The 24,662-nt window shown below is 68.3% G+C and carries 22 protein-coding genes; 13 read left to right on the forward strand and 9 right to left on the reverse strand.

Annotated elements, in window-relative coordinates; genetic code table 11:
- Positions 1-68: 68 nt before the first annotated feature.
- Both PSPA7_RS01450 and PSPA7_RS01455 read right to left on the reverse strand, forming a co-directional pair.
- On the reverse strand, positions 69-950 hold the full coding sequence (locus PSPA7_RS01450) for a dihydrodipicolinate synthase family protein (RefSeq protein WP_012073865.1): 882 nt from the start codon (positions 948-950) through the stop codon (positions 69-71).
- A gap of 59 nt (positions 951-1,009) precedes the next feature.
- Positions 1,010-1,792 (reverse strand): aldolase, encoded by a 783-nt coding sequence (locus tag PSPA7_RS01455; RefSeq protein ID WP_012073866.1) that lies wholly within the window; start codon positions 1,790-1,792, stop codon positions 1,010-1,012.
- Positions 1,793-1,945: 153 nt separating this feature from the next.
- Here PSPA7_RS01455 and erfA point away from each other — a divergent pair, with 153 nt between their 5' ends.
- From erfA to PSPA7_RS01505, 10 genes are all read left to right on the forward strand, one after another.
- Entirely contained in the window at positions 1,946-2,485 is a 540-nt protein-coding gene (gene erfA, locus PSPA7_RS01460) for a transcriptional regulator ErfA (RefSeq protein ID WP_003156148.1), read from the forward strand.
- A gap of 228 nt (positions 2,486-2,713) precedes the next feature.
- Entirely contained in the window at positions 2,714-3,565 is an 852-nt protein-coding gene (locus PSPA7_RS01465; RefSeq protein ID WP_003156146.1) for a CoA transferase subunit A, read from the forward strand.
- Positions 3,562-4,344 (forward strand): CoA-transferase subunit beta, encoded by a 783-nt coding sequence (locus tag PSPA7_RS01470; protein ID WP_003156144.1) that lies wholly within the window; start codon positions 3,562-3,564, stop codon positions 4,342-4,344. The genes PSPA7_RS01465 and PSPA7_RS01470 overlap by 4 nt, the downstream gene beginning before the upstream one ends.
- Positions 4,341-5,546 (forward strand): 3-oxoadipyl-CoA thiolase, encoded by a 1,206-nt coding sequence (gene pcaF, locus PSPA7_RS01475; protein WP_012073867.1) that lies wholly within the window; start codon positions 4,341-4,343, stop codon positions 5,544-5,546. The genes PSPA7_RS01470 and pcaF overlap by 4 nt, the downstream gene beginning before the upstream one ends.
- A gap of 152 nt (positions 5,547-5,698) precedes the next feature.
- Complete coding sequence (locus PSPA7_RS01480; protein WP_012073868.1) at positions 5,699-7,000, forward strand: MFS family transporter; 1,302 nt, start codon at positions 5,699-5,701, stop codon at positions 6,998-7,000.
- A gap of 22 nt (positions 7,001-7,022) precedes the next feature.
- Positions 7,023-8,402: a 3-carboxy-cis,cis-muconate cycloisomerase gene (locus tag PSPA7_RS01485; RefSeq protein ID WP_012073869.1), complete on the forward strand. Its 1,380-nt coding sequence runs from the start codon at positions 7,023-7,025 to the stop codon at positions 8,400-8,402.
- A gap of 14 nt (positions 8,403-8,416) precedes the next feature.
- Positions 8,417-9,208, forward strand: coding sequence for a 3-oxoadipate enol-lactonase (gene pcaD, locus PSPA7_RS01490; protein WP_012073870.1), 792 nt, complete (start codon positions 8,417-8,419; stop codon positions 9,206-9,208).
- 10 nt (positions 9,209-9,218) lie between these two features.
- Positions 9,219-9,620: a 4-carboxymuconolactone decarboxylase gene (pcaC, locus tag PSPA7_RS01495; RefSeq protein ID WP_003151089.1), complete on the forward strand. Its 402-nt coding sequence runs from the start codon at positions 9,219-9,221 to the stop codon at positions 9,618-9,620.
- A gap of 150 nt (positions 9,621-9,770) precedes the next feature.
- Complete coding sequence (locus tag PSPA7_RS01500) at positions 9,771-10,712, forward strand: LysR family transcriptional regulator (RefSeq protein ID WP_012073871.1); 942 nt, start codon at positions 9,771-9,773, stop codon at positions 10,710-10,712.
- A 179-nt stretch (positions 10,713-10,891) separates the two neighbouring features.
- The gene (locus PSPA7_RS01505; protein ID WP_003151092.1) at positions 10,892-11,725 is read left to right on the forward strand and encodes a hypothetical protein; all 834 of its coding nucleotides are present in this window, start codon (positions 10,892-10,894) and stop codon (positions 11,723-11,725) included.
- Between the two features lie 119 nt (positions 11,726-11,844).
- Here PSPA7_RS01505 and pcaK read toward each other — a convergent pair whose 3' ends face one another.
- Positions 11,845-13,191, reverse strand: a complete 1,347-nt coding sequence (gene pcaK / locus PSPA7_RS01510) for a 4-hydroxybenzoate transporter PcaK (RefSeq protein WP_012073872.1) — start codon at positions 13,189-13,191, stop codon at positions 11,845-11,847.
- Positions 13,192-13,479: 288 nt separating this feature from the next.
- Between pcaK and PSPA7_RS01515 the strand changes: the two genes are divergently transcribed.
- Complete coding sequence (locus PSPA7_RS01515; RefSeq protein WP_003151095.1) at positions 13,480-14,358, forward strand: DMT family transporter; 879 nt, start codon at positions 13,480-13,482, stop codon at positions 14,356-14,358.
- A 27-nt stretch (positions 14,359-14,385) separates the two neighbouring features.
- On the opposite strand, the gene PSPA7_RS01520 is transcribed toward PSPA7_RS01515, so the two are convergent.
- Positions 14,386-15,636 carry an OprD family porin gene (locus PSPA7_RS01520; RefSeq protein WP_012073874.1) on the reverse strand — a complete coding sequence of 417 codons (1,251 nt, stop codon included), beginning with the start codon at positions 15,634-15,636 and terminating at the stop codon, positions 14,386-14,388.
- 65 nt (positions 15,637-15,701) lie between these two features.
- Positions 15,702-17,030 carry an MFS transporter gene (locus PSPA7_RS01525; RefSeq protein WP_003151100.1) on the reverse strand — a complete coding sequence of 443 codons (1,329 nt, stop codon included), beginning with the start codon at positions 17,028-17,030 and terminating at the stop codon, positions 15,702-15,704.
- Positions 17,031-17,557: 527 nt separating this feature from the next.
- Here PSPA7_RS01525 and quiC point away from each other — a divergent pair.
- Positions 17,558-19,462, forward strand: coding sequence for a 3-dehydroshikimate dehydratase QuiC (gene quiC, locus PSPA7_RS01535; protein WP_012073876.1), 1,905 nt, complete (start codon positions 17,558-17,560; stop codon positions 19,460-19,462).
- A 92-nt stretch (positions 19,463-19,554) separates the two neighbouring features.
- Complete coding sequence (locus PSPA7_RS01540; RefSeq protein WP_003157798.1) at positions 19,555-20,223, forward strand: TetR/AcrR family transcriptional regulator; 669 nt, start codon at positions 19,555-19,557, stop codon at positions 20,221-20,223.
- A gap of 64 nt (positions 20,224-20,287) precedes the next feature.
- Here the strand turns inward: PSPA7_RS01540 and PSPA7_RS01545 are convergent, their stop codons facing one another.
- From PSPA7_RS01545 to pobA, 4 genes are all read right to left on the reverse strand, one after another.
- A complete protein-coding gene (locus PSPA7_RS01545; protein WP_041025271.1) occupies positions 20,288-21,142 on the reverse strand; it encodes a shikimate dehydrogenase in 855 nt (284 codons plus the stop codon).
- Positions 21,139-21,585 carry a type II 3-dehydroquinate dehydratase gene (gene aroQ, locus PSPA7_RS01550; protein WP_012073878.1) on the reverse strand — a complete coding sequence of 149 codons (447 nt, stop codon included), beginning with the start codon at positions 21,583-21,585 and terminating at the stop codon, positions 21,139-21,141. The genes PSPA7_RS01545 and aroQ overlap by 4 nt, the downstream gene beginning before the upstream one ends.
- A 116-nt stretch (positions 21,586-21,701) precedes the next feature.
- Positions 21,702-23,207 (reverse strand): MDR family MFS transporter, encoded by a 1,506-nt coding sequence (locus tag PSPA7_RS01555; RefSeq protein ID WP_041025272.1) that lies wholly within the window; start codon positions 23,205-23,207, stop codon positions 21,702-21,704.
- A 159-nt stretch (positions 23,208-23,366) separates the two neighbouring features.
- Entirely contained in the window at positions 23,367-24,551 is a 1,185-nt protein-coding gene (pobA, locus tag PSPA7_RS01560; protein ID WP_012073880.1) for a 4-hydroxybenzoate 3-monooxygenase, read from the reverse strand.
- Positions 24,552-24,662 lie beyond the last annotated feature (111 nt).

The following is a 24,662-nucleotide window of genomic DNA, read 5'->3' on the forward strand; positions in this document are numbered from 1 at the left end:
GGATGGCGCAAAAAAAACGACGGGCCCCAAGTCGTCCGGGCCCGTCGGTCAAAGCGCTGACGGGGTGATCAGCGCAGCTCTTCCAACAACCCCTGCAGATACCGACAGCCCTCGGTATCCAGCGCCTGCACCGGAAGGCGCGGCGCCCCCACCTCCAGGCCGGAGAGAGCCAGGCCGGCCTTGATGGTGGTCGGCAGGCCCCGGCGGAGAATGAAGTCGAGCAGCGGTAGCTGCCGGTAGAACAACGCCCGGGCCCGTTCCAGGTCGCCATCCAGGACCGCCTGGTAGAGCTGGCCGTTGAGCGTCGGGATCAGGTTCGGCGCGGCGGTGCACCAGCCTTTCGCGCCGGCCACGAAGGCCTCCAGCGCCAGCGGGTTGCAACCGTTGTAGAAGGGCACCCGGCCTTCGCCGAGCAGGCGCAGCTTGTGCATGCGCTGGATGTCGCCGGTGCTCTCCTTGACCATGGTCACGTTGTCCACTTCGCGGACGATGCGCAGGATCAGCTCCACCGACATGTCGATGCCGCTGGTGCCCGGGTTGTTGTAGAGCATCACCGGCACGCCGATGGCCTCGCCCACCGCGCGATAGTGCTGGAACACCTCGGCCTCGTTGAGCTTCCAGTAGGAAATCGGCAGGACCATCACCGCCTCGGCGCCGAGGGACTCGGCGAACTGCGCGCGGCGCACGGTCTTGGCGGTGGTCAGGTCGGAGACGCTGACGATGGTCGGCACGCGGTGGGCGACGGTCTTCAGGGTGAAGTCGACCACCTCGTCCCATTCCGGGTCGCTCAGGTAGGCGCCTTCGCCGGTACTGCCGAGCGGGGCGATGGCATGCACGCCGCCATTGATCAGGCGCTCGATGGAGCGGCCGAGCGCCGGCAGGTCGAGAGCGCCGTCGGCGGCGAAGGGGGTGATGGTGTAGCCGATGATGCCGTGGATCGGTGCGGACATTGGTTGTACCCGTGACATTGAGTGGGAAATGCCAGGTCGGACCTGGTGGGAAAGGTCGTTCAGCTCAGGCAGTCGCTGTTGCGCGGCAGGCAGCGCCGGGCGTAGTAGTTGAACGCGGCGCCGTGGCGCTTCGGGGTGGAGATCCAGTCGTGGGCCTCGCGCGCCAGGGTCGGCGGGATCGGCTTGATCTCTCCGGCGGCCATCGCCAGCAGTTGCATCTTTGCCGCGCGTTCGAGCAGCACCGCGATCACGCAGGCTTCCTCGATGCTCGCGCCGGTGGCCAGCAGGCCGTGGTGGGAGAGCAGGATGGCGCGCTTGTCGCCGAGGGCGGCGGAGATGATCTCGCCTTCTTCGTTGCCTACCGGCACGCCCGGCCAGTCCTTGAGGAAGGCACAGTCGTCGTACAGCGGGCAGAGGTCCATGTGCGAGACCTGTAGCGGCACTTCCAGGGTCGACAGCGCGGCGATGTGCAGCGGATGGGTGTGGATGATGCAGTTGACGTCCGGGCGGGCGCGGTAGACCCAGCTGTGGAAGCGGTTGGCCGGGTTGGCCATGCCGTGGCCGTGCAATACGTTGAGGTCTTCGTCCACCAGCAGCAGGTTGCCGGCGCTGATCTCGTCGAAGCCCAGGCCCAGCTGCTGGGTATAGTAGGTGCCCGTCTCCGGGCCACGCGAGGTGATCTGCCCGGCGAGCCCCGAGTCGTGGCCGGCCTCGAAGAGAATCCGGCAGGTCAGGGCCAGCTTTTGCCGGTCAGTCCACGTATTATCGCCGAGGCTGGATTTCATCTGCTTCAGCGCGTGCTGGATCAGTTGATCCTTGGGAAGTTCCAGTGTCGTAGCCATGCGAGGTTCCTTTGACGGAGCGGGTCGGAGGAAACGCCGGGCGGTTGCGCGCCACGCAACGGCCCGGCTGTAAATGACACGGATCAAGTTATATGACACAAAGTGTCATTGGCAAGAAAAAGTTTTACTGCCATCGGGAGAAGGCTGTCCGCAATGTCCATGCGCTTGAAATTGCTGAGAAAAAAACTCGGGGTGACGCTGGAGACCCTGGCCGAGAAGACCGGCCTGACCAAGAGCTACCTGTCCAAGGTCGAGCGCGGCCTGAACACGCCGTCCATCGCCGCCGCGCTGAAGCTGGCGAAAGCGCTGAACGTCCAGGTGGAAGAGCTGTTCTGCGAGGAAAACGACGGCCTCGACGGCTACAGCATCGTCCGCCGCGACCAGCGCAAGTCGCTTTCCAGCGGCGACGACGGCCCGGCCTATGCCTCCCTGGCGCAACAGATCGGCGCCCGCGCGCTGCTGCCGTTCATCGTCCACCCTCCGCGCGACTTCAGCCACTCGACGTTCAAGGAACACCTGGGCGAGGAGTTCATCTTCGTCCACGAAGGACAGGTGGAGGTCGACTTCATGAACCAGCGGATCATCCTCGAGCGCGGCGACGCCCTGCATTTCAACGCGCAGAAGCCGCACCGCATCCGCTCGCTGGGGGAGACCCAGGCGGAGCTGCTGGTGGTGATCCACAGCGAGGAATGAGGCGTGGGCTCGTCGCCTGCCCGAGGCTCTCCGGCGCAGGACAGGCCCATTGCAGCGTAGCGGGCAGCCAGGAGCCCGGAGGGGCGCGCCGAGGGGTCGGTTGCTTGCTAACGTTATGTTCGATTATCGAACTGTTAATCGATTATCGGATTGTGAGCCCTCGGACCCCGGCGTAAGGTCTTCGTCACGTGCCGTCCAGGCAGCGCACAACAAGACGAGACCCGACCGATGGCTGAAATCCTCTCCCTGCGCGAAGCGGTGCAACGCTTCGTCCACGATGGCGACAGCGTCGCCCTCGAAGGCTTCACTCACCTCATTCCGACCGCCGCCGGCCACGAGCTGATCCGCCAGGGCAAGAAGGACCTGACGCTGATCCGCATGACCCCCGACCTGGTCTACGACCTGCTGATCGGCGCCGGCTGCGCGAGGAAGCTGGTGTTCTCCTGGGGCGGCAACCCCGGCGTCGGCTCGCTGCATCGCCTGCGCGACGCGGTGGAGAAGGGCTGGCCGCAACCGCTGGAGATCGAGGAACACAGCCACGCCGACCTCGCCAACGCCTATGTCGCCGGCGCCTCCGGGCTGCCCTTCGCGGTGCTGCGCGCCTACGCCGGCTCCGACCTGCCGAAGGTCAACCCGCTGATCCGCAGCGTCACCTGCCCGTTCACCGGCGAAGTGCTGGCGGCGGTGCCCTCGGTGCGCCCGGACGTCAGCGTGATCCACGCGCAGAAGGCCGACCGCAAGGGCAACGTGCTGCTCTGGGGCATCCTCGGCGTGCAGAAGGAAGCGGCCCTGGCGGCGCGGCGCTGCATCGTCACCGTCGAGGAAATCGTCGACGAGCTGGACGCCCCGATGAACGCCTGCGTCCTGCCGAGCTGGGCGCTCAGCGCCGTGTGCCTGGTACCCGGCGGCGCGCATCCGTCCTACGCCCATGGCTACTACGAACGCGACAATCGCTTCTACCAGGACTGGGACCCGATCGCCCGCGACCGCGACGCCTTCACCGCGTGGATCGACGACTACATCCGCGGCACCGAGGACTTCGGTGCCTTCCAGGCCAAGCTCGCGGAGGGCAAGCGATGAGCAGCTACAGCACCAACGAGATGATGACCGTGGCCGCCGCCCGCCGCCTGCACAACGGCGCGGTGTGCTTCGTCGGCATCGGCCTGCCGTCGAAGGCCGCCAACCTGGCGCGCCTGACGTCCTCGCCGGACGTCGTGCTGATCTACGAGTCCGGCCCGATCGGCGCCAAGCCCAGCGTCCTGCCGCTGTCCATCGGTGACGGCGAACTGGCCGAGACCGCCGACACCGTGGTCCCCACCGGCGAGATCTTCCGCTACTGGCTGCAGGGCGGGCGGATCGACGTCGGCTTCCTCGGCGCGGCCCAGGTCGACCGCTTCGGCAACATCAACACCACCGTGATCGGCGACTACCGCCAGCCCAAGGTACGCCTGCCGGGCGCCGGCGGCGCGCCGGAAATCGCCGGCAGCGCCAGGGAAGTGCTGATCATCCTCAAGCAGTCGCACCGCACCTTCGTCGACAAGCTGGCCTTCGTCACCTCGGTCGGCCATGGCGAGGGCGGCGACTCGCGCCAGCGCCTGGGCCTGCCGGGCAAGGGCCCGGTGGCGATCATCACCGACCTGTGCATCATGGAGCCGGAAGCCGGCAGCAACGAATTCGTGGTCACCTCCCTGCATCCGGGCGTGACCCGCGAGCAGGTGGTCGAGGCCACCGGCTGGGCGATCCGCTTCGCCGAGCGGGTCGCCGAGACGCCGGCGCCGAACGAGGTCGAACTGACCGCCCTGCGCGATCTCGAAGCGCGCACCGCGGCCGCCCATGGTCAGAAGGGGAGCGACGAATGAGCCGCGAGGTATTCATCTGCGATGCCGTGCGCACGCCTATCGGTCGCTTCGGCGGCAGTCTCGCCGCGGTGCGCGCCGACGACCTCGCGGCGGTGCCGCTGAAGGCCCTGGTCGAGCGCAACCCGGGTGTCGACTGGTCGGCGCTGGACGAGGTGTTCCTCGGCTGCGCCAACCAGGCCGGCGAGGACAACCGCAACGTGGCGCGCATGGCGCTGTTGCTGGCCGGGCTGCCGGAAAGCGTGCCCGGGGTCACTCTCAACCGCCTCTGCGCTTCGGGAATGGACGCCATCGGCACGGCGTTCCGCGCCATCGCCAGCGGCGAGATGGAGCTGGCCATCGCCGGCGGCGTCGAGTCGATGTCGCGCGCGCCCTACGTGATGGGCAAGGCCGATAGCGCCTTCGGCCGCGGGCAGAAGATCGAGGACACCACCATCGGCTGGCGCTTCGTCAACCCGCTGATGAAGGAGCAGTACGGCATCGACCCGATGCCGCAGACCGCCGACAACGTCGCCGACGACTACCGCGTGTCGCGCGCCGACCAGGACGCCTTCGCCCTGCGCAGCCAGCAGCGCGCCGGGCGGGCCCAGGCGGCCGGCTTCTTCGCCGAGGAAATCGTCCCGGTGACGATTCGCGGACGCAAGGGCGATACCCTGGTCGAGCACGACGAGCACCCGCGTCCGGACACCAGCCTGGAGGCGTTGGCCCGGCTCAAACCGGTCAACGGGCCGGAGAAGACCGTCACTGCCGGCAACGCGTCCGGGGTCAACGATGGCGCCGCCGCGCTGATCCTGGCCTCCGCCGAAGCGGTGGAGAGGCATCGCCTGACTCCGCGCGCGCGGGTGCTGGGCATGGCCAGCGCCGGCGTGGCCCCACGGATCATGGGCATCGGCCCGGTGCCGGCGGTGCGCAAGCTGTTGCGGCGCCTGGACCTGGCGATCGACGCCTTCGACGTGATCGAACTCAACGAAGCCTTCGCCAGCCAGGGCCTGGCCTGCCTGCGCGAACTGGGCGTGGCCGACGACAGCGAGAAGGTCAACCCGAACGGCGGCGCCATCGCCCTCGGTCACCCGCTGGGGATGAGCGGCGCGCGGCTGGTCCTCACCGCGCTCCACCAACTGGAGAAGAGCGGCGGGCGGCGCGGCCTGGCGACCATGTGCGTGGGCGTCGGCCAGGGCCTGGCGCTGGCCATCGAGCGGGTCTGACCGGGCAGGAGCGGGTCGCTCGCCCCGTATCAATGAGACGCGCGTCGCGCGGCGCCATCCGGGACTCGTGGATGGCGCCGCGTGCGTGCAGCGGAACAGGACGCTCCGTCACACGGTCAGGATGAAACGGACCCTGTCGAGAGAACAACAGCATGACTGCCCCTGTTCACCAGTACAGCCACGAAGAGCGCCGCAAGCGCATCTTCGCCATCGTCGGCGCCTCTTCCGGCAACCTCGTGGAGTGGTTCGACTTCTACGTCTACGCCTTCTGCGCGATCTACTTCGCCCCGGCCTTCTTCCCCTCCGACAACCCCACGGTGCAGCTGCTGAACACCGCCGGGGTGTTCGCCGCCGGCTTCCTCATGCGACCCATCGGCGGCTGGATGTTCGGCCGCATCGCCGACAAGCACGGGCGCAAGACCGCCATGCTGATCTCGGTGGTGATGATGTGTGCCGGCTCCCTGGCGATCGCCTGCATGCCCACCTACGCCAGCATCGGCACCCTGGCGCCGACCCTGCTGTTGCTGGCGCGGATGTTCCAGGGCCTGTCGGTGGGCGGCGAATACGGCACCAGCGCCACCTACATGAGCGAAGTGGCGCTCAAGGGCCAGCGCGGCTTCTTCGCCTCGTTCCAGTACGTCACCCTGATCGGCGGACAGTTGCTGGCGGTGCTGGTGGTGGTGATCCTGCAGCAGTTGCTGAGCGAAGACGAACTGCGCGCCTGGGGCTGGCGGATTCCCTTCGTGATCGGCGCGATCACCGCGGTGATCGCCCTCTGGCTGCGCCGCTCGCTGAACGAGACCGCTTCGAAGTCGACCCTCGAGCGCAAGGAGTCCGGCACCTTCGCCGAGCTGTTCGGCAAGCACAAGCGGGCCTTCTTCACCGTGCTCGGCTTCACCGCCGGCGGCTCGCTGATCTTCTATACCTTCACCACCTACATGCAGAAGTACCTGGTCAACACCGCCGGCATGAGCGCGAAGACCGCCAGCGCGGTGATGACCTTCGCCCTGCTGGCGTACATGCTGATGCAACCGCTGTTCGGCATGCTCTCCGACCGTATCGGGCGCAAGACCTCGATGCTCTGGTTCGGCGCCCTGGGCACCCTCTGTACCCTGCCGATCCTGCTCGCGCTGAAGACCGTGAGCAGTCCCTACATGGCCTTCTTCCTGATCATCCTGGCGCTGGCCATCGTCAGCCTGTACACCTCCATCAGCGGCCTGATCAAGGCCGAGATGTTCCCGCCGGAGGTGCGCGCGCTCGGGGTCGGGGTGTCCTACGCGGTGGGCAACGCGATCTTCGGCGGCTCGGCCGAGTACGTCGCCCTGGGGTTGAAGTCGGTGGGGATGGAGAACGTCTTCTACTGGTATGTTTCAGCCATGTGCCTGCTGGCGCTGCTGGTCTGCGTGAGCCTGCCGGACCTGCGCAAGGTCAGCTACCTGAACGACGAGCCCTGACGGGCCGGGAAAAAGGAAAACCATGAGCGACGTACCCGCCAACCAGTTGTTCGACGCCTACTTCACGGCGGCGCCGATGCGCGCGGTGTTCTCCGACCGGGGCCGCCTGCAGGGCATGCTCGATTTCGAGGCCGCCCTGGCTCGCGCCGAGGCGCGGGTCGGGGTGGTTCCCGCGACGGCGGTGGCACCGATCGAGGCGGCCTGCCGCGCCGAGCTGTACGACCCGCTGGCACTGGCCGAGGCGGTCGCCAATGCCGGCAACTCGGCGATCCCCCTGGTCAAGGCGCTGGGCCGCCAGGTGGCGGCTGGCGACGCCGAGGCCGAACGCTACATTCACCTCGGCGCCACCAGCCAGGACGCCATGGACAGCGGCCTGGTGCTGCAACTGCGTCGCGCGCTGGCCTTGCTCGAGGAGGATCTGCAGCGTCTTGCCGCGGCTCTGGCGGACCAGGCCGCACGGCATGCCGACACGCCCCTGGCCGGACGCACCTGGTTGCAGCACGCCACCCCGGTGACCCTGGGCATGAAGCTCGCCGGCCTGCTCGGTGCCTTGACCCGGCACCGCCAGCGCCTGCGCGAGTTGCGCCCGCGCCTGCTGGTGTTGCAGTTTGGCGGCGCCTCGGGGACTCTCGCCGCGCTCGGCGAGCAGGCCCTGCCGGTAGCCGCGGCGCTGGCCGAGGAACTGGGCCTGGCTTTGCCCGAACAGCCCTGGCACACCCAGCGCGACCGCCTGGTGGAATTCGCCAGCGTGCTCGGCCTGGTGGCCGGCAGCCTCGGCAAGCTCGGTCGTGATGTCAGCCTGCTGATGCAGACCGAGGCCGGCGAGGTCTTCGAGCCTGCCGGCACCGGGCGTGGCGGTTCCTCGACCATGCCGCACAAGCGCAACCCGGTGGGCAGCGCGGTGCTGATCGCCGCCGCCACCCGTGCGCCGGGGCTGGTCTCGACCCTGTTCGCGGCGATGCCGCAGGAGCACGAGCGCAGCCTCGGCCTCTGGCACGCCGAGTGGGAAACCCTGCCGGAACTCTGTTGCCTGGTTTCCGGCGCGCTGCGACAGGCGATCGGCTTGCTCGAAGGCCTGGAAGTGGATGCCGGACGGATGCGCCGCAACCTCGGCCTGACCCACGGCCTGGTGCTCGCCGAGGCGGTGAGCATCGCCCTGGCCCGCCGTATCGGCCGCGAAGCCGCCCATCACCTGGTGGAACAGTGCTGCCGCCGCGCCGTCGAGCAGCGCCGCGGGTTGCGCGCGGTGCTTGGCGAAGAGGCGCGGGTGAGCGCCGAGCTGTCCGGCGACGAACTGGACCGCCTGCTCGATCCCGCCCATTACCTCGGCCAGGCCCGCGCCTGGGTCGAGCGCGCGCTCGCCGAACACCATGCCCTGGGCTTCGAACCCCATCCCGCCTGACTGGAGATCCCTTCGTGCCAACCGTACGCCTCGCCGACGGCGACCTGAACTACTCCCTGGAAGGACCGGCCGGCGCGCCGGTGCTGCTGTTGTCAAACTCGCTGGGCACCGACCTGGGCATGTGGGACACGCAGATCCCCGCACTCACCGCCCACTTCCGCGTGCTGCGCTACGACACCCGTGGCCACGGCGCCTCGCTGGTCACCCCCGGACCGTACACCATCGGCCAGCTCGGCGCCGACGTGGTTGCCCTGCTCGATGCCCTCGACCTGCCGCGCGTGCATTTCTGCGGGCTGTCCATGGGCGGCCTGATCGGCCAGTGGCTGGGCATCCATGCCGGCGCGCGGATCGGCCGGCTGGTGCTGTGCAATACCGCGGCGAAGATCGCCAGCGACGAGGTCTGGAACACCCGCATCGACACCGTCCTGAAAGGCGGCGAGCAGGCCATGCGCGACCTCCGCGACGCCTCGCTGGCGCGCTGGTTCACCGCAGGTTTCGCCGAGCGCGAGCCGGCTCAGGCCGAGCGCATCGTGGCGATGCTCGCGGCCACCTCGCCGCAGGGCTATGCGGCCAACTGCGCGGCGGTGCGCGACGCCGATTTCCGCGAGCAGCTCGAGCTGGTCCAGGCGCCGACGCTGGTCGTCGCCGGCAGCCACGATGCCGTGACCACTCCAGACGACGCCCGCTTCATGCAGGCGCGCATCGCCGACGCGCAGCTGGTCGTGTTCGCCGCCGCGCACCTGTCCAATGTCGAGGCCGGCGACGCCTTCAGCCGCCGCCTGGTCGACTTCCTGCTGTCCGCCTGAGGAGCCGCCGATGGACGAGAAACAACGCTACGAAGCCGGCATGCAAGTGCGCCGCGCGGTGCTCGGCGACGCCCATGTCGACCGCAGCCTGGCCAGCCTGACGCCGTTCAACGAAGAGTTCCAGGAGATGATCACCCGCCACGCCTGGGGCGACATCTGGACCCGCCCGGGGCTGCCGCGGCACACCCGTAGCCTGGTGACCATCGCCATGCTGATCGGCATGAACCGCAACGAGGAACTCAAGCTGCACCTGCGCGCGGCGAAGAACAACGGCGTGAGTCGCGACGAGATCAAGGAAGTGATCATGCAGAGCGCCATCTACTGCGGCATTCCGGCGGCCAACGCGACCTTCCACCTGGCCGAGTCGGTGTGGGACGAACTGGGCGTGGAATCGCAGCAGGAGACCCGCTAGGCCGGTGGCGTTATTGCCGATACACCGGCAATGACGGATAGCCGCAAGTGCTTGTCCGCGCTGCGCGAGGGCCGGCGAGGCGGTGCTTCCCCTTGCCATTCGCCGGCGTTTCCCGGAAGGTCGACAGCTCCGTCACCCCTCTGGTCCGCCATGAGCCGCAAGCTGCACATCCACGCGCCCGCCATCCATTACTTCGACATGGTCCGCCGTTGCGATTCGATCCGCGAAGCCGCGCGGCGCCTGAACGTCGCCTCGTCGGCGGTGAACCGGCAGATCCTCAAGCTGGAGGACGAGATCGGCGCACCGCTGTTCGACCGCCTGCCCGGCGGCCTGCGCCTGACCGGCGCCGGGGAGATCTTCGCGCGCCACGTCACCGTGGTCCTGCAGGACATGGAGCGGGTGCGCTCCGAACTGGACGCGTTGCAGGGCCTGTGCACCGGGCATGTGGAAATCGCCACCATCGAGGCAGTGACCAGCGACCTGCTGCCCTGCGTGCTCAAGGCCATGCGCGAGCGCTATCCGGATGTCACCGTCGGTGTCACCCTGCTCGGCTCACAGGCGATCCCCGATGCGGTGGCCAGCGGCGCGGTCGACCTCGGCCTGGCCTTCGCCCTGCCGCGCAGTGCCGATCTGCAGCAGATCAGCGTCGGCCATTTCCGCCTCGGCGCCATCGTCGCTCCGCAGCACCCGCTGGCGCGGCGCGACGCCATCACCTTCGCCGACTGCGCCGGACATGGTCTGATCATGGCCAAGAGCGAACTGTCCATTCATCACCTGCTGGCGCCGCTCCAGCGCCGCCTGCGCGAGCCTTGCCGGGCGGCGCTGGAAAGCAGTTCCCTGGAACTGTCGCGGCAACTGGCGCGGCGCGGTCTCGGCGTGGCGTTCCAGACCCGCCTGGGGATCGAGGCGGACATCGCCAGCGGCGAACTGCGCTTCCTGCCGTTGCAGGACAACGGCGGTATCCACAGCGATCTCGGCCTCTACGTGCGTACCGGGCGCTACCTGCCGGTGGCGGTGGATGCCCTGGCCCGGCAGATCGCCGAGGAAGTGCGCCTGCGCGAGCGTGAGGAAGCCCGCCTGAACGACGCTTGAGCCCATGCCGGACGGGGCGGGTCCGGTGGTGGCATCGCTGATGCCGTTTCGGCATCGGTGTGATCGATATTCTGTGCTTTGGTCAGCGCGGCGATATGCCGATACTGCCCCGCGACCCCGGCGCGAAACCGGGGGCTGAGTCGCCACAAGAACAACAAGCAACCAGCAGGACACACAGCATGAAGAAGATGATGCGGGGCGCCGCCGCCCTGGTCGCGCTCGTCGGCGCCGGGGAGAGCATGGCGCTGGAGTGGATGAGCAACAGTGTCGGTTTCCGCTACGGCCAGCAGTTCACCAACCCGAACAACCCGGACAAGTTCGCCAAGCGCATATACAGCTTCACCCACGCCGACGGCTATCGCTACGGCAGCAATTTCTTCAATCTCGATGTGTTCCTTTCCGACAGCCGCGACCCGCGCAAGGGCACCGACCACGGTGGCAGCGAGGTCTATGCGGTCTACCGCCACCAGCTCTACGCCTCGCGGGTGTTCGACCGGCCGCTGGGCACCGGCCTGGTCAAGGACTACGCCTTCACCCTGGGCTTCGACGCCAGCCGCAACAACAACCTGGCTTCGGCCAAGAAGCGCGCCCTGGTGTTCGGTCCGACCCTCAAGTTCAACGGTCCCGGCGTGCTCGACCTGAGCCTGCTCTACTACCGCGAGAAGAACCACTTCGGCGTGCCCGGCGCGCGCCATCCCGACCACACCTTCGACACCACCTACATGCTCAACCTGACCTGGATGCGGCCGTTCAAGGTCGGCAACCATGCGGCGAAGTTCCAGGGTTTCGTCAACTACGTGGGGGAGAAGGGCGAGGACTACAACGACAAGGACACCGCGGCGGAAACCCTGGTCCGCGCCGCCCTGATGGTCGCCGCCCTGCCAGGCGACAAGCGCCAGCCGAACCTGTGGCTCGGCGTCGGCTACGAGTATTGGCACAACAAGTTCGGCGTCGACGGCGGCACCGGCAGCCGTACCTCGACGCCGACATTGAACATGGAGTTCACCTTCTGAGGCGATGCGCCGCCGATACACCGGCGTCCGAGGGCGGATGACCGCGAGCGGTCATGCGCCCTGCGCGCTGTCGCGATCCCGGGGTAGGGCAAATAACGCCAACGGCGTTATCCGTCGTCTCACCCCGCATCCGCGTGACTGACCAGCCCCTTCAGCAGCACCGCGGCGGTCGCCAGCGCGGCCGGCAGCACCAGGGCGGTCAGCACCTGTTCGAAGTTCCAGCCCAGGCCCAGCAGGGTGGCGCCGATCCAGGCGCCGAGGATAGCGCCGAAACGGCCGATGCCGAGCATCCAGGAGACCCCTGTGGCACGCCCCTGGGTCGGATAGAAGCGCGCTGCCAGCGACGGCATCGCCGACTGCGCGCCGTTGATGCACATGCCGGCCAGCAGCACCAGGGTCGCCAGCAGGGTGACCTGGCCGAGGCTCTGGCCGACGCACCAGGCGAACACCCCGGCCAGCAGGTAGAACAGGCCGATCACCTTGTGCGGGTTGAAGCGGTCCATCGCCCAGCCCACCGCCACCGCGCTGAGCACACCGCCGAACTGGAACAACGCGCCGATGAACGCCGCCTGCTCCAGGCTCGCGCCGCTATCGCGCATCAGGGTCGGCAGCCAGCTGGTCAGCAGGTAGACGATCACCAGGCCCATGAAGTAGGTCAGCCAGAGCAGCAGGGTGCCGGCGCTGTAGGTGCCGGAAAAGATCACCGCGAACACGTTGCGGGCCTGCACCGTGTGCTGCTCGGGGACGTGGAAACCCTGTGCCAGCGCCACCTGCGCCGGGGCGATGGGAGCCAGCGCCCGGCGTACCCGCTCGCTGCCGCGGTTGCGCACCACCAGGTAGCGCGCCGATTCCGGCAGGCGGAACAGCAGGACCAGCGCCAGCGCCAGCGGCAGCAGGCCGCCGAGCAGCAGCAGGCTGTGCCAGCCGAACAGCGGGATCAGCTTGGCCGAGACGAAGCCGCCGCAGGCCATGCCCAGGTTGAAGCCGCAGAACATGCTGGTCACCAGCAGCGACTTGAGGCGCTCGGGGGTGTATTCGGAAAGCAGGGTGGTGGCGTTGGGCATCGCCGCGCCGAGGCCGAGGCCGGTGAGGAAGCGCAGCGCCAGCAGTTGCTCGACGTTGGTGCTGTAGGCAGAGGCGAGGCTGAACAGGCCGAACAGGAACACCGCCGCCACCAATACCAGCTTGCGCCCGTAGCGGTCGGCCAGCGGCCCGGAGCCGAGGGCGCCGAAGACCATGCCGATCAGCGCGGCGCTCATCACCGGGCCGAGGCTGGCGCGGTCGATGCCCCAGTCCTGGGTCAGCGCCGGGGCGATGAAGCCCATCGCGGCGGTGTCGAGGCCATCGAGGAAGACGATCAGGAAGCACAGCAGGACGATCCGCCACTGATAGGGGGAAAGAGGCTGGGCATTGATGAAGGCTTGCACGTCGAGACGCTCGACGGCGGGCAGGCTGGAACTGTTCATGAGGCGGCTTCCGCGGCGAGAGGGAGGGGCGTGGGACGCAGTCGCACGCGGACTCAGGTGCCGGCGGTGGAGCGTGGGGTGTGCAGCGGCATGTCGGAATTCCCCTGTTGTTCTTGTATGGGCAGCCAGGCTGCCAGGGCGAGGAACACATTAGGGAGAGAGGGGGGAGCCCGCAATCCGGTAATCGATTGATGGTGCGTTGATCGAACGCTTCCGTCTGTGGCCATTTCCCCGCGGCGTCTGGCATGCTCGGATACCCGCGCCATTCATTCATCCCGGTACCGCCCAATGAACGCGACCTCCTCCGCGCTACCCGGCAACGACCAGCCGTTGCGCGGGATCTTCCTGATCTGCGCCGCGGTGTTCCTGTTCGCCAGCCATGACGGGCTGTCCAAGTTCCTTTCCGGTTTCTACCCGATCGTCATGGTGGTCTGGGCCCGCTACCTGGTGCACACCCTGCTGATGGTCGTGGTGTTCGTGCCGCGCAACGGCCTGGCGGTGATCCGTACCCGGCGGCCGTTCATGCAATTGGCGCGGGCGCTGTGCCTGATCGGCACCAGCCTGTTCTTCACCACAGGCCTGCGCTACCTGCCGCTGGCCGAGGCGACCGCGGTGAACTTCCTCGCGCCCTTGCTGGTGACCGCGCTGTCGGTGCCGCTGCTGAAGGAGAAGGTCAGCCCGGGGCAATGGCTGGCGGTACTCACCGGCTTCGTCGGGGTGCTGTTCATCGTCCGTCCCGGCGGCGCGCTGTTCACCCCGGCGGCGCTGTTCCCGCTCGGCTCGGCGTTGTGCTTCGGGCTCTACCAGCTGCTTACGCGGATGCTCGCCAACAGCGACAGCCCGACCACCAGCAACTTCCTCGCCGGCATCTTCAACACCCTGATCATGAGCCTGCTGGTGCCGTTCTTCTGGCAGACCCCAAGCCTTCTCCACGGCCTGATGATGATCGCCCTGGGCGGCTGCGGCATGGGCGGCCACCTGCTGCTGACCCAGGCCTTCCGTCACGCGCCGCCAGCGACCCTGGCACCGTTCAGCTACGGCCAGATCATCTTCGCCGGGCTGCTCGGCCTGCTGGTCTTCGGCCACGCGCCGGATGCCTGGGCGTTGCTCGGTATTCTCGTCATCTGCGCCAGCGGCCTGCTGGTGGCCTGGCGTCGCGGTCGCTGAAGGCGTCGGCGCAGTGGCGCGTGGGATTCAGAACAGGCCCAGCGGATAGCTGACGATCAGCCGGTTCTCGTCGAAACGGGTATTGCTGCCCCAGTCGCGGCGCTGGCTGGAATTGCGCCAGCGCAGGTTGAGGCGCTTGAAGGCGCCGCCCTGCACCGTGTAGCCCAGCTCGCTCTCGCGTCCCCATTCGCTACCATCGTCGGTGACTCCGGCCAGACGCACATGGCTGCCATGCAGGTAGCGGGTCATGAAGGTCAGGCCGGGCAGGCCGAGGCCGACGAAGTCGAAGTCGTAGCGCAACTGCCAGGAACGTTCGCCGGGGTTGTCGTAGCTGGCGTTGTAGCTGTCGTTGGCCAGGGTGCCGCCGCTGGTGCCGTTGACCCGCATCCAGCCGTCGTCGCCGCCGACCTTCTGCAGGCCGAGGTAGAGGGCATGCAGGCCGTGGCGCACGGAGAACAGCGCGGAAACGGTGCGGTTGTCGAGTTCGCCGGCGCGCGCGCTGCCATCGTCGCGGCCACGGAACCAGCCGAGGTTGGCGCCCAGCAGCCAGCCGCCGAGTGGCTGGCTGTGTTGCAGTTGCAGGTACTGCTGGCGGTAGATGTCCTTCAGCTCGGCGTGCCACAGGCCGAGCAGGGTGCGTTCACCGTTGAAGCGATATTCGCCACCGACGAAATCGAAACGGTCGGAAGTGGCGGCCGGCCGGCCGAACAGCGACATGTCCTGCATGCTTGCGTCGTTGCGCGGGCTGTTGCCGCGCAATTGGCCGGCGTGGAGGGTCAGGCCGGCGATCTCGCTGGCGCTGAGCTGGCCGCCGCGGAAGGTCTGCGGCAGCGAGCGGCCATCGTCGGAACGGAGGATCGGCAGCACCGGCATCCATTCGCCGAGCTTCAGTTCGGTATTCGACACGCGCAGCCTGCCGGCCACCGCCAGGCGTCCGAAGTCGTCGGCCGGGCGGCCGTCGCCGTGGGTCGGCAGCAACTGGGTGCCGGCCGTTCCCTTGCCGCCATCCAGCTTCAGGCTGTACAGGCCGAGGACATCGAGGCCGAAGCCGACGCTGCCCTCGGTGAAGCCGGAGCGGGCGTCGAGGATGAAGCTCTGCGTCCATTCCTCGGCCTTGTCCTGGCTGGCGTGGCCGACGAAGTCGCGGTTCAGGTAGAAGTTGCGCGCGGTGAGGCTGACCTTGGCGTCTTCGAGGAAACCTCGCTCGGCGTGGACCGGCAGGCCGGCGCCGAGGCAGAGGGACGCGCAGAGCGCGCGGACGAGGCTCGGGTGCGACATGGGAATGTCCCTTCGTTCTTGTTCTCGGGGCAGGGAAGCGCCCGGCGAGCGCCGGGCGCCGGGACTCAGGCTTCGATCCGACGCGGCGCCATGAAGTACAGCCAGGCCAGGGCGATGAAGTACATCGCCGGGATCATGCAGAAGAGCACCGCGTAGTTGTTGTTCGTCGCGGTCAGCACGCCGCCGACGAGCTGCGTCATGAACATCCCGCCCAGCGCCGCGCACATGCCGCCGAAGCCGAATACCGTGCTCATCAGGTGCCTGGGCGTGTAGTCCATCACCAGGCTCCAGATGTTCGCCGTCCACGCCTGGTGCGCACCGACCGCAAGGGCGATGGCCAGTACCGCGATCCACAGGCCATCGGCATTGGCGGCGAACACCACGCCGACGATGGTGCAGGCGAACAGCAGCATCGACAGCAGGCGCGCGCGGACCGCCGGCATGCCCCTGCCGACCAGCCAGGAGGAAAGGATGCCACCGCCGATGCTGCCGAAGTCGGCGGTCAGCCAGATCAGGATCAGCGGAATGCCCATCTGCGTCACGCTGATGCCCAGGCCGTACTGCTGGTTGAGGAACGGCGGCAGCCAGTAGAGGTAGAACCAGAACACCGGGGCGGTGATCGAGTAGGCCAGGGCGAAGGCCCAGGTGCCGCGGCGGCGGAGGATCCGCGAGAAGGGCACGCGGGTGACGGGAGGCTCTTCCTGCTGCTGGATGTAGTCCAGTTCGCTCCGTCGTACCCGGGGATGTTCTTCGGGGTTGTGGTAGTTGCGCCACCAGAACGCCAGCCAGACCAGGCCCAGCGCCGACATGCAGAGGAATGCCGCCTGCCAGCCCCAGACGCTGAGGACCAGCGGCAGGAGCGCCGGGGTGACCATCGCGCCGACGTTGGTGCCGGCGTTGAAGATGCCGGTGGCCACCGCGCGCTCGCCGGCGGGGAACCAGAGGCGGGTGGTCTTCACGCAGGCCGGGTAGTTGGCCGCCTCGGTCAGGCCGAGGACGAAGCGGCAGAGCATGAAGCCCGCCGCCGAGGTCGCCAGGCCGTGGAGGCCGGTGGTCAGGCTCCAGAGCAGCACGGCGAGGAAGAAGGCGCGCTTGACCCCGACCCGGTCGATGAAGCGGCCCTGGAGGATGAAGCCGATGGCGTAGCCGACCTGGAACCAGAAATTGATGTTGGCGTAGTCCATCGCCGTCCAGCTCATCTTCTCGGCGAGGATCGGTTGCATCACGCCGAGGGCGGCGCGATCGATGTAGTTCAGGGTGGTGGCGAAGAACACCAGGGCGAGCATGCCCCAGCGGGTGTGGCCGACGGCGAGGGCGCTGCGCATCCTGCCGCCGCGGGTAGCGCGCGCGGCGGTGTCGGCGGCGGGCAGCCGGGAACTGGAGGAGTGGATCATCGGTGGGGCCATCCTTTCGACGGCCGGTGCGCGAGCGCCCGGCCTGGATTTGTCGTTCTGGTTTCGCACGCGGGCGTCAGCGTGGCAGGAGCGCTCGGTCCGGGCGGGCGGCCGGGGGATGGAGCGGCGGAGCAAGGGCGAAGTCGGTGAGAGACATGGCAGGTACCCGATTATTGAAATTGTTATGTCGCTTGGGTTGCGCAGGTTCCCGGAGGGAAGCGGCGAGCGCTTCCGGCAGAGCGGGATGGCCTGCACCGGTGGCAGCGATGGTGAGCGATTGGTCGAAAAATCGTCAATTCGATAATCGCGCTTATGTTCGATGTTCGAACGGAATACTAACCGGTTCGTACATTTTGCATTGCCCGGTTCGCGCCGCAAACCAATAATCGGTCTGCCAGCCGAGCGCGCGCGTTCCTGCGCGGCGGCTCCCCGGCATATCCGCGCGGTTTCCCGCGCCTCCCTGGTTCCACTTCGTCACCCGCGCGATGCCAGGCGCCGCGGGGCGTTTTGAGTTGAGGAGTCGAAGCATGCAGCGTTCGATCGCCACCGTATCGCTGAGCGGTACCCTGCCGGAGAAGCTCGAAGCCATTGCCGCCGCCGGATTCGATGGAGTGGAAGTCTTCGAGAACGACCTGCTCCATTACGACGGCAGCCCTCGCGATGTGCGCCGGCTGTGCGCCGACCTGGGACTCGATATCCTGTTGTTCCAGCCGTTCCGCGACTTCGAGGGCTGCCGCCGGGAGCGCCTGGCGCGCAACCTGGAGCGCGCCGAGCGCAAGTTCGACCTGATGCAGGAGCTGGGCACCGACCTGGTGCTGGTCTGTAGCAACGTCGCCGCGGACGCCCTCGGCGAGCCGGCATTGCTGGTCGACGATCTTCGCCTGCTGGCCGAACGCGCTGCCGCCCGGGGCCTGCGTATCGGCTACGAGGCATTGGCCTGGGGCCGCCAGGTCAGCACCTGGGAGCAGGCCTGGGAATTGGTGCGGCGGGCCGACCAGCCGAACCTCGGTCTGATCCTCGACAGTTTCCACACCCTCTCGTTGAACGGCGATGCTCGTGGCATCGCCGGGCTACCCGCGGAGAAGATCTTCTTCGTACAGATGGCCGATGCGCCGTTGCTGGCCATGGACGTGCTGGAGTGGAGCCGGCATTTCCGCTGCTTCCCGGGGCAGGGCGGCTTCGACCTGGCGGGCTTCCTCGCGCCGATCGTCGCCAGCGGCTACCGTGGGCCGCTGTCGCTGGAGGTCTTCAACGACGGCTTCCGCGCCGCGCCGACCCGCGCCAACGCCGCCGACGGCCTGCGCGCGCTGCTCTACCTGGAGGAAAAGACCCGCGAGCGCCTGCGCCGCGAGGCACCGCAGGTGGCCGTGGACGGGCTTTTCGCGCCGCCGCCGGCGAGCGTCTGCGACGGCATCGAGTTCCTCGAGTTCGCCGTCGACGAAGCGTTGCGCGCGCGCCTGGGTCAGTGGCTGCGCCAACTGGGCTTCGCCAGGGTCGGGCAGCATCGTTCGAAGAATGTCAGCCTGTTGCGCCAGGGTGGGATCAACCTGGTGCTGAACGCCGAGCCCTATTCCTTCGCCCACGGCTTCTTCGAGGCCCATGGGCCTTCGCTGTGCGCCACCGCCCTGCGCGTGCGCGACGCCGGCCAGGCGCTGGAGCGCGCGCGCCGCTACGGCGGCCAGCCCTATCGCGGGCTGGTCGGTCCCAACGAACGGGAAATCCCGGCGGTGCGTGCCCTCGACGGCAGCCTCCTGTACCTGGTCGAGCAGGAGGGCGGGGGGCGCGACATCTACCAGACCGACTTCGAGATGACCGGCGAGGCGACGCCCGGCCTCGGCCTGCGGCGCATCGACCATGTGGCCATGGCGTTGCCCGCCGAGGGCCTGGACAGCTGGGTGCTGTTCTACAAGAGCCTGTTCGACTTCAGCGCCGACGACGAGGTGGTCCTGCCCGATCCCTACGGCCTGGTCACCAGCCGCGCGGTGCGCAGCCGCTGCGGCCAGGTGCGCCTGCCGCTGAACATTTCCGAGGACCGCAACACCGCCATCGCCCGTGCGCTGTCCAGCTATCGCGGCTCCGGCGTGCACCACATCGCCTTCGACTGCGCGGACATCTTCGCCGCCGTGGCCCAGGCCAAGGAGGCCGGCCTGACGCTGTTGGAAATCCCGCTGAACTATTACGACGACCTCGCCGCGCGCTTCGACTTCACCGAGGAGTTCCTCAGCGAGCTGGCCTATTACAACGTGCTCTATGACCGTGACGCCCAGGGCGGCGAGCTGTTCCACGTGTTCACCGAGCCGTTCGAGGAGCGCTTCTTCTTCGAGATCCTCCAGCGCCGCCATGGCTACGCCGGCTATGGCGCCGCCAACGTGGCGGTGCGCCTGGCGGCGATGGCCCAGGCCCGGCGCGGTGTGCGCCGGGTCAAACTGTGAGAATTATCGGTGCTCCGGCAGGTGCTCTTCCTACAGTCGGCCGCGGCCCGCATAATCGGCCGCAGTTTCCGCCGGCCACGAGTGAGCCACCGATGTCCAATCCCGATCCCGCCGCCGTGGAAGCGCCCGCACCACGGGGCAAGGGGCGCAAGAACAATCCCGAGAAGACCCGCCAGGACATCCTTCGCGCCGCGGCCGACGAGTTCGTCGCCCAGGGGCTGTCCGGCGCGCGGGTGGACGCCATCGCCGAGCGCACCCATACCTCCAAGCGGATGATCTACTACTACTTCGGCAGCAAGGAACAGCTCTACCAGGCGGTGCTGGAGAAGCTCTACAGCGATATCCGCGGTATCGAGAACAGCCTCCAGCTGGGCGAGCTGCCGCCGGTGAAGGCGATGCGCAAGCTGGTGGAGTTCAGCTTCGACTACCACGACCGCCACGTGGATTTCGTCCGCATCATCAGCATCGAGAACATCCACAAGGGCGAGCACATCGCCAGCAGCGAACTGGTGCAGAGCGTCAACGGCTCGATCGTCCAGGGTATCGCCGAGATCCTCCGTCGCGGCGAGGCGGAAGGGGTGTTCCGCCCCGGGCTGGTGGCGCTCGACGTGCATCTGCTGATCAGCTCGTTCTGCTTCTACCGGGTCTCCAACCGCTACACCGTGTCGCGGATCTTCCGCACCGACCTGCACGACGCCGGGGTCCGGCAACGGCACCTGGAGATGATCTGCGAGGCGGTGCTGCGCTATCTCCGCGCCTGAGCACCGACGCCTGCCGCCAGCCCGGCCCCTCTCGCGTTCCCGGTCGGAGGGGCCGCGGTCCGCTTCAGTCGCCGAGACTGGCGAAATGCGCCTGCATCCGCGCCGCGTCGGCCTTCACCCCGCTGAACAGCTCGAACGCCTTCACCGCCTGGAACACCGCCATGCTGCCGCCGTCCAGGGTCCGGCAGCCGAGGGCGCGGGCCTGGCGCAGGAGCTCGGTTTCCAGCGGAAAGTAGATAACCTCGGCGACCCATAGCTCGCTGCGCAGCAGTTCCGCCGGCAGCGGCATGCCGGGCAGCTTGGCCATGCCCACCGGGGTGGTGTTGACCAGTCCCTGGGCGGCGCCGAGGGCGCTGGCCAGGTCGTTGCCGGCGAGCGTCCGCGCCGCGCCGAAGTGCGCGTTGAGATTGTCCGCCAGGGCTTGCGCGCGTGCCGTCTCGACATCGAACAGGATCAGCCGCTCGACGCCCTCGGCGAGCAGCGCATGGGCCACCGCCGCGCCGGCGCCGCCAGCGCCCAGTTGCACCACCCGCTGGCGCGGCGCGTCCGCCAGGCCGCGCCGGAAGCCTTCGGCGAAGCCCAGGCAATCGGTGTTGTGGCCGATGCGCCGGCCGTCGCGCAGCACCACGGTATTCACCGCGCCGATACCGCGCGCCTCGGCGGAAAGCTCGTCGAGCAACGGGATGATCGCCTGCTTGCAGGGAAAAGTGACGTTCAGCCCGGTGAAGCCGAGGTCGCTGGCGGCGGCGAGCAGGGATTCCAGGTCGTCCGCCGACTTGCCCAGCAGGTCGAGATCGATCAGCCGATAGAGATAGCGGATGCCCTGGGCGTCGCCCTCGTGTTCGTGCAGGGCGGGAGTGCGCGAGGCCTGGATGCCGGCGCCGATCAGGCCGGCGAGCACCGAGCGTGGGCGGCTCATGCGGCGGCCTCGAACTGGCTGGCGAAGTATTCCAGGGCCAGGCGATAGCCAAGGCCGCCGAGGCCGCAGATCACCCCGGTCGCCAGCGGCGAGACGTGGGAGTGGTGGCGGAACGGCTCGCGCTGGTGCACGTTGGACAGGTGCACCTCGAGCACCGGCAGCTCCACCGCCGCCAGCGCGTCGCGCAGGGCCACCGAGGTGTGGGTCCAGGCGGCTGGGTTGATGACGAGGCCGGCGATCCGGCCGCGCGCCTGGTGGATCCAGTCGAGCAGCTCGCCCTCATGGTTGGTCTGCCGGAACTCCACGGCGAAGCCGCGTGATTCGGCGAAGGCCGCGCATTGCGCGGCGATCCCGGCAAGGGTCTGCCGACCGTAGGTGCGTGGCTCGCGGGTGCCGAGCAGATTCAGGTTGGGACCGTTCAGGACCAGTACCGTGCGCGTCATGGCGCAGCCTCCACAGCAGTGACATTGTCGATGCCGGGAAAATGTACCGAACGGTTACTTTTGTAAATCGGACACGGCCGCTACCAGGACGAATGCGTTCGATTATCGGTGCGCGCTCACTCCCCGGCCGCCGGCTCCGCCACCGGGCGACCGCGCAAGGGCATGTCGGGCAGCGCCGCGGCCACCGCCAGGCCAAGTAGGGCCACCGCCGCGTTGATCAGGAAGAGCACCTTGAAGGCATCCGCGAGGACGTGCTGGAAGATGATCTGCGCCGGTCCGCTGGCGGCGTTCAGGCTGCTCAGCAGGGCGCTTTCGGAGAACCCCTGGTCGATGCCGCCGCCGATCCGCAGATGCTTGAGCAGGGCCAGCAGGATCGCCGACATCAGCGCCACCCCGACCGCGCCGCCGAGGGAGCGGAACAGCGTCGCGTTGCTGGTGGCCACACCGATATGGCGTTGTTCCACGGCATTCTGCGCAGCCACCAGGCTGGTGGGGAACTGGGTGCCGACGGCGATCCCGGTGAGCAACATGAAGAGCCCCGACAGCCAGGGGTGCGTGGCCGGGGTCAGGGCCAGGCCGGCGATGCTGCACGGCAGGAGCAGGGCGCCGCCCAGGATCAATGGCTTGTAGCGCCCCAGGCTGGCGGTCAGCCGGCCGCAGCAGTAGGCGCCCAGCGGCAGGCCCATGACCAGCGGCAGCAGGTGCAGCGCGGCGCTGTCGGCGCCGGCGCCGGTGACGCTCTGGTAGCGCAGCGGCACCAGCACGGTCAGCGAGATGGCCTGGAAGCTGGCGAAGAACGCCACCAGCCAGCTGAGGGTGGCGGCGCGGATGCAAAACAGCTGCATCGGCACCAGCGGCTCGCGGAAACGCCGCTCCTGGAGAATGAACAGCAGCAGGACGACCGCCGCCAGGGCGAACAGGCCGAGCAGCGCCGGGTCGTTCCAGGCCACGCCCTGGCCGATCTGGGTGATGCCCAGCAGCAGGGCGGTGAGACCGACCACCATCAGCGCGATGCCCGGGTAGTCGATCAGCGGCTGCCGGCGCGGCACCGGCAGGCCGACCAGGGTTCGCCGCGAGATGGCCAGCGCGAGCAGGCCGATCGGCAGGTTGATCCAGAATACCCAGCGCCACGACAGGTATTCGGTGAGCAGGCCGCCGAGCACCGGTCCGGCGACGCTGGCGATGGCGTACATGCTGCTGAAGTAGCCCTGGTAGCGCCCGCGTTCGCGCGGCGGGACGATGTCGCCGACGATCGCCTGGCTGACCGCCATCAACCCGCCCGCGCCGATCCCCTGCAGCACCCGTCCCAGCACCAGTTGGCCCATGCTCTGCGCCAGCCCGCAGAGCAGCGAGGCGGCGCTGAACACGGCGATGGCGAAGAGCATCAGTCGGCGCCGCCCGTAGAGATCGCCGAGCTTGCCATAGATCGGCATCGACACGGTCATCGCCACCATGTAGCCGGAGATCACCCAGGCCAGCAGGTCGAGGTCGGCGAAGTCGGCGGAGATCGCCGGCAGGGAGACGGCGACGATGGTCTGGTCGAGGGCGCTGAGGAAGATCGACAGCATCAGGCCGACGAGGACGGTACGGACGACGGGCGGGTTGTGGGCGAGCTCTGGCAAGACGGCACCTGGGACGGACGCGACGCGAAGGGCAGCGGGCATGATACTGCGCCTGGGGTTGGACGGGTGCCGGGGAATGTTCGATCCCTTGGCGTCGCGGAGTCGCCATGCAGAGACGCCTGGAGCGCGTCCCGCGCTGCCGCTAAGCGGCGTCGCGGGTCATTCGACGGCCTCGTAGGGCAGTCCCACGTAGTTCTCGGCGATGGTCGCCAGCCCCGCCTCGGAGCCGAGGTAGTACTCCAGCTCGGTCTGCTGGATGCGCTGGCTGAACGCGTCGGTGTCGGGGAAGCGATGCAGCACCGAGGTCATCCACCAGGAAAAGCGTTCGGCCTTCCAGATTCGCCGCAGGCAGATCGCCGAGTAGCGTTCCAGCAGGTCGGCGCGGTCTTCGCGGTAGGCTTTCAGCAGCAGGTGGTACAGCGTGGCGACGTCGCTGGCCGCCAGGTTCAGGCCCTTGGCCCCGGTCGGCGGAACGATGTGCGCGGCGTCGCCGGCGAGGAACAGCCGGCCATGCTGCATCGGCTCGACCACGAAGCTGCGCAGCGGCGCGATGCTTTTCTCCAGCGCTGGGCCGGTCACCAGCCGTTGCGCGACTTCCGCCGGCAGGCGCGCCTTGAGTTCCGTCCAGAAGCGCTCGTCCGACCAGTCCTCGACCTTCTCCGTCAGCGGCACCTGCACGTAGTAGCGGCTGCGCGTCGCCGAGCGCTGGCTGCACAGGGCGAAGCCGCGCGGGTGGCTGGCGTAGATCAGTTCGTGACTGACCGGCGGGGTGTCGGCGAGCAGGCCGAGCCAGCCGAACGGATAGACCCGCTCGAAGACCTTCAGCCGCTCCGCCGGGATCGACTGTCGCGAGACGCCGTGGAAGCCGTCGCAGCCGGCGATGTAGTCGCAGTCCAGGCGAACCCGCTCGCCGTCGCGCTCGAAGGTCACGTGGGGGTGCTCGCCCTCGAGGTCGTGCAGGCGCACCTCGGCGGCCTGGTAGATAGTGGTGGCGCCGCAGGCGGCGCGGGCCTCCATGAGATCGCGGGTGACTTCGGTCTGGCCGTAGACGGTCACCGTCCGGCCGCCGCTCAGGCGTTTCAGGTCGATACGCCGGCGCTGTCCGGCGAAGGCGATCTCGACGCCCTCGTGGACCAGCCCGTCGCGCGCCATGCGCTGGTCGACGCCCGCTTCGCGGAGCAGGTCGACCATCCCCTGTTCCAGCACCCCGGCGCGGATGCGGCCGAGCACGTAGTCAGGCGCCTGGCGTTCGAGGATCACGTTGTCGATGCCGGCCTTGTGCAGCAACTGGCCGAGCAGGAGGCCGGACGGACCGGCGCCGATGATGGCGACTTGAGTCTTCATTGCGGATAGCCCTCTCGCTGTTATGGCGGGCCGGCATGGGTGGCGCCGGCGCGGATCTTGTCTGGAGGTGGCTGTATTTTTGTTTGCCATGGATGCCTGGAGAAGGCAAAT

Source organism: Pseudomonas paraeruginosa PA7, from assembly GCF_000017205.1.
Lineage (GTDB): Bacteria > Pseudomonadota > Gammaproteobacteria > Pseudomonadales > Pseudomonadaceae > Pseudomonas > Pseudomonas paraeruginosa.